This window comes from Streptomyces sp. SID14436, assembly GCF_010548465.1.
GTDB lineage: Bacteria > Actinomycetota > Actinomycetes > Streptomycetales > Streptomycetaceae > Streptomyces.
Map to the genome: position 1 here is coordinate 1 of NZ_JAAGMD010000669.1, position 3063 is coordinate 3063.

A 3063-nucleotide genomic window follows, 5' to 3' on the forward strand; every position below is an offset into this window, starting at 1 on the left:
CGGGGCCCGCGCAGCCGTCCAGCCAGAACCGGTCCGGGCCGTCCAGGGGCGCGTGGGCGAGCGCGAGGGCCACCAGCTGGCTGCCCTCGTCCTGCACCCCGGCCCGGCCCTCGGCCACGGCCGGCACGGCACCCGGCTCCCCGCCCTCGGTCAGCCGCACCGCGTACGGGGACCAGCGTCCCGGCACGGCGGCCTGCTCGTCGAGGAGTTCGCCGGTGGTGGCGCGGCCGGGGCGGGCCACCAGGGTGACCTCCGGGCGCTCGTTGTCGGCCCGCAGCAGGTCCTCGATGCCGGCCCGGCCGCCGCCGAGGGAGTCCCACAGCGCGGAGACGATCCAGCGGGGGTGGGAGTGGACGACGGCGAGGTGGTCCTCGGGGTCGGCGTCGTAGGGCGGCGCGACCTGCTCCAGCCAGCCGTCGAGGTCCTGCCGGGCGACCTTGCGCAGCACGGCGTTGACGAACTTGGCCCGCCCGTCGCCGAGCACCACCCGGGCCAGCTCGACGGACGCGGACACGGCGGCGTGCGCCGGGATCCGGGTGCCGAGCAGCTGGTGCGCGCCCAGGCTCAGCACGTCGAGCACCGGCGGGTCCACCTCCCGCAGCGGCCGGTCGACGCAGGCCGCGATCACGGCGTCGTAGGTGCCCTGGTGGCGCAGCGTGCCGTACACCAGCTCGGTGGCGAGCGCCGCGTCCCGCGCGTCCAGCTCCCCCTTCTCGCGCGCCTTGCGCAGCAGCGGCGGCAGGACGAGGTTGGCGTAGGCGTCCCGCTCGTCCACGGCCCGCAGGGCCTCGAAGGCGAGGATGCGGACGGGGTCCTTCTGGGGCCGACGGTACGGCTTGCCGGTCCGGCGGGGCCGACGGGGCTGATCGCTCACGGGAAAAAGGTGCTCCGGGTGTGGGGTGAAGTGCGCGCTCCAGCCTACGTCGTCGTGGCCGGCCGCCGGGGTCCGCGGGGTCAGGCGCCGACGGTCTCCCCCGCGCCGATGCGCACCCCGCGCGCCCAGTCCGCCGCCCGCATCGGCTTCTTGCCCTGGGCCTGCACCCACAGCAGCTCCACGGCGTGGGAACCGGTGCCGGCGTACACGTTGTTCTTGGCCGCGGACAGCTCCCCCGGCGCCAGGTCGGTGCGGCCGGGCGCGGGGGCGACCTGGACCAGCTTGAGCCGCTCGCCCCGGAAGGTGGTCCAGGCGCCCGGCGCGGGCGTGCAGCCACGCACCACCCGGTCGACGCGCAGCGCCGGGGCGCGCCAGTCGACGCGGGCGTCCTCGACGGTCACCTTGGGGGCGTGGCTGACGCCGTCGGCGGGCTGCGGCACGGCGTGCAGGGTGCCGTCCTCGATGCCGTCCATGGTGGCGGCGAGCAGCCCGGCCCCGGCGAACGCCAGCCTGGTGAGCAGGTCGCCGCTGGTGTCGGTGGGGCGGATCTCCTCGGTGACCGTCCCGTACACCGGCCCGGAGTCGAGGCCCTCCTCGATGAGGAAGGTGGACGCGCCGGTGATCTCGTCGCCCGCCATGATGGCGTGCTGCACGGGCGCGGCACCGCGCCAGGCGGGCAGCAGCGAGAAGTGCAGGTTGACCCAGCCCCGGGCCGGGATGTCGAGCGCGGCGCGGGGCAGCAGGGCGCCGTAGGCGACGACGGGGCAGCAGTCCGGCGCGATCCGCGCGAGCCGCTCCAGGAACTCCGGGTCCTTCGGCTTGGCGGGTTTCAGCACCTCGATGCCCGCGTCGGCGGCCCGTTCGGCGACGGGTGAGGCGATCAGCCTGCGTCCCCGACCGGCCGGCGCGTCGGGTCGCGTGACGACGGCGGCCACCTCGTGCCGTCCGGAGGCGAGCAGAGCGTCCAGGGCGGGAACGGCGACCTCGGGGGTGCCGGCGAAGACCAGCTTCATGGGGTGGTTCGGGCCTCTCGGGCGGGGACGGCGGGCAGCGCACCAGTCTATGGCGGGCGCGGTCCGGGCCCCTCACCGAGACGAGTGAACCGGACCGGGAGAAACCCCGGCAGAAAGGTGCGGTACGGGGCCCGGGCGTGCGGCTTCGCGGGCGCGGGCGGGGAAAAATTCCTGCGCCGAAGACCGGGGCCCCCGTGACCCGCCGGGCGGATCGGCGTTGGTCAAGAAAGAGTTGACCACACCGGGCCCGAGGCGGGCCCTCCCTTTCAACGCCGGTTCGAGAGGCTTGTTCATGGCCGACCACGCAACCCACGACGCCCAGGCTCGGGCCAGCCTGCACTTGCTGGTGCGGGACATCGAGCGGGTCCGCCGGCAGGTGGACGCACTGCGTACCCTCACCGCCCAGTTGGGCAACGTCTACCGTCCGCGCCGCCCGGGCCCCTCCACGGGCTTCGTCGTCTACGGGCGGGCGCCCGCCCCCACCGTCCGGCTCGCCCAGGAACTGCGGGACAGCGTCGAGACGCTGGTCACGGCGGCCGTCGACTTCGACCGCTCCCTGGGCTTCTCCTGGGACGCGGTGGGTTCCGCACTCGGCGTCACCAAGCAGGCCGTGCACCGCCGTTACGGCGCCCGCCGGACCCCCGCTCAGGCCGCGCCGGCCGAGTCCGCGGAGCACACCGCGGAGCCGTCCGGCACCCGCACGGTCAACGTGGGCGCGGGCGTCCCGTCCGTCCCCGCCGCCCGCTCCATGCCCACCCAGCCCACGGCAGGCAGCCCCGCCCTGCGCGAGGACCCCCGCCCCACCGCCTTCCCCGCCCCCCGCAACGGCTAACGCCGCCCCCACGCACCTCGCCCTCCCCGCCCCCAGCGCCGGGAGGGCGGCGGCGTATCGGGCCGGAGCCGACGCGCACGGAGGGCCCCCGGGCACCAACCCGACGGTCGGCGGCAACCCTGCGCGGAACCGCGGCAAACGAACACGACCGGCTCGCCGGCCTTGACCGGCCCTGCGCCTTCTGCCGGAACCGGCTTCCAGCCGAGTCGGCGCATCGATGCCGACCCGGACCGGGCCAGCGCCTGCGCGAGCCGGGCCGGCCGCACCCAGCGCCGGGAGGGCGCCGGTGTCTCCGGCGGCGGACCGACGCCCGCGCGAGGACGGACCCCCCGGACCTCCACGCC

3 protein-coding genes are annotated in these 3063 nt (G+C 76.4%); 1 reads left to right on the forward strand and 2 read right to left on the reverse strand.

The genetic code is table 11. The annotated features are described in order from the left end of the window. Positions 1–874 (reverse strand): transcription antitermination factor NusB (locus G3I53_RS23945; RefSeq protein WP_164438751.1); only part of this gene is annotated, 874 nt, incomplete at its 3' end. Positions 875–954: 80 nt separating this feature from the next. Continuing rightward, positions 955–1887: a methionyl-tRNA formyltransferase gene (gene fmt / locus G3I53_RS23950; protein ID WP_164339296.1), complete on the reverse strand. Its 933-nt coding sequence runs from the start codon at positions 1885–1887 to the stop codon at positions 955–957. Positions 1888–2179: 292 nt separating this feature from the next. On the opposite strand from fmt, the gene G3I53_RS23955 reads away from it, so the two are divergent. Continuing rightward, entirely contained in the window at positions 2180–2719 is a 540-nt protein-coding gene (locus tag G3I53_RS23955; RefSeq protein ID WP_164438752.1) for a hypothetical protein, read from the forward strand. Positions 2720–3063 lie beyond the last annotated feature (344 nt).

Coding starts and splice junctions, on each gene's coding strand:
- fmt (WP_164339296.1), bottom strand. CDS start 1,887: ATGAAGCTGGTCTTCGCCGGCACCCCCGAGGTCGCCGTTCCCGCCCTG.
- G3I53_RS23955 (WP_164438752.1), top strand. CDS start 2,180: ATGGCCGACCACGCAACCCACGACGCCCAGGCTCGGGCCAGCCTGCAC.